Source organism: Bacteroidota bacterium (assembly GCA_018692315.1).
In the GTDB taxonomy this organism is placed as follows: Bacteria; Bacteroidota; Bacteroidia; order Bacteroidales; family JABHKC01; genus JABHKC01.
The window spans coordinates 1-5474 of record JABHKC010000077.1; the positions used below are offsets into that span (position 1 = coordinate 1).

At 30.8% G+C, this 5474-nt stretch carries 7 protein-coding genes; all 7 read right to left on the reverse strand.

The features are described from left to right. Positions 1-106 precede the first annotated feature (106 nt). The gene (locus tag HN894_06350; protein ID MBT7142941.1) at positions 107-673 is read right to left on the reverse strand and encodes a hypothetical protein; all 567 of its coding nucleotides are present in this window, start codon (positions 671-673) and stop codon (positions 107-109) included. A 270-nt stretch (positions 674-943) separates the two neighbouring features. Continuing rightward, positions 944-1411, reverse strand: a complete 468-nt coding sequence (locus HN894_06355) for a hypothetical protein (protein ID MBT7142942.1) — start codon at positions 1409-1411, stop codon at positions 944-946. 8 nt (positions 1412-1419) lie between these two features. Next, positions 1420-2310, reverse strand: coding sequence for a hypothetical protein (locus tag HN894_06360; GenBank protein ID MBT7142943.1), 891 nt, complete (start codon positions 2308-2310; stop codon positions 1420-1422). Between the two features lie 246 nt (positions 2311-2556). Next, positions 2557-2982 (reverse strand): hypothetical protein, encoded by a 426-nt coding sequence (locus HN894_06365; GenBank protein ID MBT7142944.1) that lies wholly within the window; start codon positions 2980-2982, stop codon positions 2557-2559. 1 nt (position 2983) lies between these two features. Continuing rightward, positions 2984-3892, reverse strand: a complete 909-nt coding sequence (locus HN894_06370; GenBank protein MBT7142945.1) for an RHS repeat-associated core domain-containing protein — start codon at positions 3890-3892, stop codon at positions 2984-2986. A gap of 391 nt (positions 3893-4283) precedes the next feature. Next, positions 4284-4856 (reverse strand): hypothetical protein, encoded by a 573-nt coding sequence (locus HN894_06375; GenBank protein MBT7142946.1) that lies wholly within the window; start codon positions 4854-4856, stop codon positions 4284-4286. Then, a partial coding sequence (locus HN894_06380) for a hypothetical protein (GenBank protein ID MBT7142947.1) occupies positions 4853-5474 on the reverse strand: 622 nt, incomplete at its 5' end. The genes HN894_06380 and HN894_06375, both read right to left, overlap by 4 nt.

The window sequence follows — 5474 nt, forward strand, 5'->3', positions numbered from 1 at the left end:
AAGATAGTAACTTATTGGAAAAAAATATACATGAACTCCATTTTTATTTAAAAAATTAATGTTTTTTATCAAAGCTTGCATTTATCTGTATTACAGAATATTAACATCATTTTGCTTGTTTTTGTGAATTATGCAGGCTAGGAATTATTTCGTTAAAATCGACAGCATAAACAGTTGTTGTCTTTTCATTAGTTACAACAGCCGCAAAATCATTTATAAATTCTATTTGCTCGTCTGAAAAATTTGATTTATCGTATTTACTATTATATGTTATAAGATCTTTTTTTTCGTTATAAGAAAATGGATTATTAGCTCCTAAAGTAGCTTGTAAACCTTCATTAATAATATTAAAACCTTCTTGATTAGTTTTAATAGTATCGCCCAATGGATCAAAATTCCAGATTGGATTATTTGCAAAACAAGAATAATAACTTATGGATGGATTAGGTTTAGGATCCACATTCCATCTTCTTCCAATGCGTGTATCATACTCCCAAAACATAGCTGTAGTGTGGCCTCCGGTTGTACCGGAAATTTCATCGTCTTTTTCTTGCCCGTTGAATCCAAACAGGTAAGCATCTGCACTACTATTTTTATTGACACTCAAAGAGTTATGTACAACTTCTAGTATAGTAAAATAATTATCCGATATGTCTAATTTTAGGCATCCCATTCAAAATCAAAAGTACATTTTTTTATTTTCATCAGAAAAATTTTCAATTGAAAGAAGTTCTTACAAATAAATCTACTGCCCACAATTCAAAATAAACAACATTAATATTTCGACTTCGCTCAGTATCCATGATTGTTTATTGACAAATGCCAATATTCAGATTATTTCGGATTTCCGAAATGATTATTATAGAATTATCTAAGAATGTGCAGTGCAGGGTGTATTATGGATTAATTATTAAAAGTTACATATAGGATTCAAACTTTGTAACTATTCAATTATTTTAGCTGAAGTATTTCTTAAATCTAATAAATAATGATTCATATTTATTTTTACTACAACTTCTATTGGTGATTTCCATATTATTAAATTTGGTCTAAGAGGGAAGTACTCCAAATTAAATATTTCTGGTTGTAGCTTTATTCTGCTTACTAGTTTAAGTTTACCTTCTTCTAATATTTCAATTTTTTCTACATCAATATAAGCTTCTTCACCAACAGAAGAGAACAACAGCCTATAAAAATAACTATTATTAGTTGTCTCATCACGCCAATAATCACCATTAGAAAGACTATATAAATATAAGTAATGGCTATATGCTGCCAAATTAAGCATGCTATCTATTTTGCTTTCACTATTACTAAAATAAGAATCATTTTTTGCTCCAAGGTTTGCATTATATCCAAAACTTAGAAATGTATTAATGATCAGGACTAATGATATTAGGAATTTGTTCATTTTTTATACTATTTACTTGCAAGTTTCTTTGCTCGTTCTTCCCTTCTCTTTATTCTAGCCTTCTGTCTCTCTTTTATTTTCTCTAACTTGCTATTTATCTTATCTAACTTAGGTCCAATTTTATTTTGAAATTTTTCAATTTTTTCTACAGCTGCTACCTTCTTTTCAGCATGTCCAAAATCAGAATTTGGAGGAATATAATCCTTTGCATTATATTGCATTTTTTCATTAGAATTCTTTAAATCAAGATGAAAGTGACCATCGTCATATTTACCATCCGGATCTACTCTCAAGCCTACTTCCTTTGCTGCTTGTACTAAAATATCATATGATATTCCTTCAGCAAATTTTAAATCTACAGCTGTTGCTCCTTCTTCCTTTAAATGCTGTGATTGGTCTGAAGAATTCGAAATGACTTTGTTGTTAGTAGCGGAGTATATTTTACCATCTTTTTTATATCTATCACCACCAGAAATTACAAACTTATATGAATTGACATCTCTTTCCGCTAGTCTTGCAACAGCTAAATCAAAGGCCTTCAATTTTTTAATTAAAGTCTTATTAGAAAGAACCATCTTTCTATAATTAACAATTTTCTTTCCATCAGGATCAATAAACAGAAGTGGACAATTTCCTACAAAAACGTACGGAGACAAATCAGGATATTTTGAAAATAACGGATCTAAACTCAACCATCTCCCAATCCTACTATCATATATCCTAGCCCCAAAGTCTAACTTGCTGCCAGTTACGCCATCTATCTCGTCTATTTTTTCCATCCCATTGAAGGAGAAACGATAAGCATCAGCACTACTATTTTTATTGACACTCAAAGAGTTATGTACAACTTCTAGTATAGTAAAATAATTATCCGATATGTCTAATTTTAGGCATCCCATTCAAAATCAAAAGTACATTTTTTTATTTTCATCAGAAAATTTCAATTGAAGTTCCTGCCAGACAAACCAAACTGCCCACAATTCAAAATAAACAACATTAATACTTCGACTCCGCTCAGTATCCACGATTGTTTATTGACAACCTGCTAATATTCAGCTTATTTCGGTTTTTCGAAATGGTTGTTATAGAATTGAATAAGAATGTGCAAAGCAAAGTATAGAAGCTTCGCTTATCGTAAATTTTGCTTAGACGGGAAGCCTCCTATGAAAGCTAATGGTTGCAATATTATCTAAATAAAGCAATTGTATATTGTAATGCCTAACTGGAGGTTCAATATATATTAACTTTCCATTGTTTATTCTTATTCCAATGCTTTTAATGTCATTATAGTTTATAGTTTTAATATCTCCGGACCATCCTGTTCTCTCATCAGTTGATATTATTAGGGTTCTAAAATGATTCTGATTAATCATTACTAAAATCGTATCTTCTATGAAAGAACCATAAAATACAATTACTAAAGAATCATTAACCATTTCTCGTTTATCTGATTGTGGTAAATTCAAATATTTAATTTTCACATCATAATTTGCTTTATACATTACTTTTTCTTGTTCGATACAAGATGCTATAACACTAACTAAAATAACTACAACTAATATCTGCCTCATTTTAATCTGTTTTAACATAATTGGGTTTTTCATCTTGAACATGCTTGGAGAATTCATCTATTTGATTAGACTTTAAATTATCCCCAGCTTTTGGATTCCAACTTTGGTGCATCAAATTTCCATCTGTATTGATACCTTCAAGCTTATTCTGTGAGGAGGAGGGGTGTCTTAAATTACCAGTATGCCCAACTTCGTGTGCTCTTGATCTTCCAACACCTTTCTCTGTTTGCTCTTCATAAATACCATTATCAACTCCAGAAGCTTTAATTTGCATACTATTTTCCTTGGTATTTCCAAATTCACCATCCATTCGTCCAACATTATTTGTCTTATATCCATTACCATCAATTACATCCGATACAAAATCCATAGTATAATTATTACTATTATCTTTGCCACTTAAATCCATATTTACTTTGGCAATATAAGTGATGTTACCATCACTACTTTTTCCACTAAATGAGGTTTCTATTTGTGAAGCAATTGCACCACTCCATTTTTCAACATCTTTGGATTCAAAACCACCTGAATTTTTAACACGGATATCAAAATGTAGTGTTACTGTTTTTGTTCCATCATTATTTTTTATTGTTGACTTCCAGACTTCTTTTCCATCAGGATCAATAAATAATATTGGATTATTTAAAGTGAAATTATATGGGCTTGCAAATGGATATTTAGCAGCCAATGGATCAAGTGCTAACCAACGCCCTAATCGACTATCATATATCCTAGCTCCAAAGTCTAACTTACTGCCGGTCTGGTCATCTATCTCGTTGTCCATTTCCATACCGTTGAATCCAAACAGGTAAGCATCAGCACTACTATTTTTATTGACACTCAAAGAGTTATGTACAACTTCTAATATTGTAAAATGATTATCCGATATGTCTAATTTTAGGCATCCCATTCAAAATCAAAAGTACATTTTTTTATTTTCATCAGAAAAATTTTCAATTGAAAGAAGTTCTTACAAATAAATCTACTGCCCACAATTCAAAATAAACAACATTAATACTTCGACTCCGCTCAGTATCCACGATTGTTTATTTACGCTTACATTTTGTGGGCAATTAGCGACTCTGCAAGATTTTAACGATACTGCTTTTATGATTGCTTTTCAATTCGCTTGCAGCAGGCCTCTGATGAAAATAAAAAATTTGTCCTTAATATGCTTGATATGGCCCTGAGAGATTTTAAAACTAAACAGGCTTATAAATGAATGCAATAAATTTCTGAAAAGTAACCACTTAATGCTTTATATCAGCGACAACATGTCAGCGTGTGCTGGGGCTATAAACTTAATATCTTCGAGTATTTTTACGTTTATATTTATAATAATACACAGTTTTAACTTCATCGTTTTGATCAAATACAACAAGAAAGGCTAGCCTTCTTGATCTATGAACCAACGCTGTAGAATTTGATTCTTGGTTACCATTTGGATAAGTACTTATAATAAAAAACTCCCCAGTTAAAGTATTTTTGTACGCTTCAGAGAAAAATAGAATCAAACGTGAAGAGCCATCTGTTGACAACGATTGAAGTTTTTTTAATCTTCTATTCTCTAAATCCCTCATGCTAATTGCCGCGAAATCATTAATATCTAGATTTTTGTTGAAAATATTAAATTCATTAATTTGGTTTTCAAAATTTGAATAATGAACTCTAATGATTTGAGGTGAAACTTTAAATTTTATACCTTTGTCTTTTTGATAAATCAGTTTTTTACTTCTTGTTAAATACTTTAGTTGTTTTCTAAGCTCTTTATTATACCTAAAATACTCTACTACATTCCTGTATTCATCAATTGTTTGAGCACTCGAATGATTTATAAATAAAAAGAATAGAATAAGCAAAAATACATTTTTCATTTTGTCTTAATTGTAAAATCTTTAATATAACATGAGGTTGGAATTTTTCCTAATTTTATTTGCTTCAGTGCTAGTTTAGAAAATGGCATATAATGAGTAGTAATACTTATAGTCCGGTCATTTAAATATATTAAAAGAGGTTTATTACCACGCAGTTTACTTATTGATGCATAATTATACCTTAACTCATATCCCATTTCTTTTCTGATTTTATTTGTTGCTCTGACTGCTCCGTATATGGAATATTGATATTTATTAGTAGGATCGCCTCGATGAAAGAATCCTGTATGGTATGATTCATGAAACCATAACATAGCAAAACCATAAGTATTTTTATTAATGCCATTTGCTGTTGACGTAACGATATCTATATAATCAAGATTCAAACGTATTTCATTGCGAGTAGCTTCGTTCAATTTATACGGAATGGTAGTTATAACACGTTTATTTTCAATTAATCTTATTAAACGTCTTCTGGCTGGATATACCGGAGCAAGCTGACCCCCTCCGAGCGATAAAAAAAATGTTGTTTTTCTGAGTGAAATTTGTCTGTCATTCCGGCAGATGTTGACCCCTTTTTTGCGGCGGCGGCTTTCGAGAAACGGAGCATGTTGACCC

Bases quoted from the DNA above. Each gene is read 5' to 3' on its own strand.
- HN894_06350 (MBT7142941.1), bottom strand. From the start codon at position 673: ATGGGATGCCTAAAATTAGACATATCGGATAATTATTTTACTATACTA.
- HN894_06355 (MBT7142942.1), bottom strand. From the start codon at position 1,411: ATGAACAAATTCCTAATATCATTAGTCCTGATCATTAATACATTTCTA.
- HN894_06360 (MBT7142943.1), bottom strand. From the start codon at position 2,310: ATGGGATGCCTAAAATTAGACATATCGGATAATTATTTTACTATACTA.
- HN894_06365 (MBT7142944.1), bottom strand. From the start codon at position 2,982: ATGAGGCAGATATTAGTTGTAGTTATTTTAGTTAGTGTTATAGCATCT.
- HN894_06370 (MBT7142945.1), bottom strand. From the start codon at position 3,892: ATGGGATGCCTAAAATTAGACATATCGGATAATCATTTTACAATATTA.
- HN894_06375 (MBT7142946.1), bottom strand. From the start codon at position 4,856: ATGAAAAATGTATTTTTGCTTATTCTATTCTTTTTATTTATAAATCAT.